The organism is Photobacterium sp. GB-56 (assembly GCF_003026105.1).
Taxonomy (GTDB): domain Bacteria; phylum Pseudomonadota; class Gammaproteobacteria; order Enterobacterales; family Vibrionaceae; genus Photobacterium.
The window spans coordinates 1-616 of sequence record NZ_PYNW01000063.1; the positions used below are offsets into that span (position 1 = coordinate 1).

The window sequence follows — 616 nt, forward strand, 5'->3', positions numbered from 1 at the left end:
ATAACGTTCGACTTATTTTTGGCATCCCCCTTCATGATATTTCCAATATTTACTTATATAAGGTGGCTTGGGCTTGTCCAACACTTCGGATAGGTGTCGGCTTCGCGACACATATCCTTATTTGTTATATAAAATTTCAATTACTACGCAATTACTGGCACTAAGAACATTAAGCCAAAAAATGCGGCTACTTTTGAAATGAAAACCATAATTATCAATTCACCAACCTCAGCTTCTGTTTCTTTCTTTAAAAAATAAAACAGAGCTACCCAAGATAAAGCAAAACCAATGTATGGAACTAAACCTGCCAAGGTGGAAAAAGTACAAACTTTTACTATTGCAAAGTAGCTGCAGTAAGCACTATTTAGAGGTATACCTGCATAAACAGAAGAGCACTTCATGCCTACCCACAGAAAGACTGAGCTCAGCACGACACTAAACAAGAAAATGACAATTGTAGTTCCCAAATCCACGAATTTCTCCTTTTATATAACAGTATATTAATAAGCATTCTTACTTTTACGCTTTATTAATACAGCAAATATTCAACATTCTAATAAATAAAAACATTTATTTTCATTACCTTAATCGCAAAAATTAGCATCCACCCGATATG

The 616-nt window shown here is 34.1% G+C and carries 1 protein-coding gene; it reads right to left on the minus strand.

Annotation, left to right across the window (positions count from 1 at the left end; genetic code table 11):
• Positions 1-143: 143 nt before the first annotated feature.
• On the minus strand, positions 144-473 hold the full coding sequence (locus C9J42_RS21375; protein WP_107302308.1) for a hypothetical protein: 330 nt from the start codon (positions 471-473) through the stop codon (positions 144-146).
• Positions 474-616: the final 143 nt, after the last annotated feature.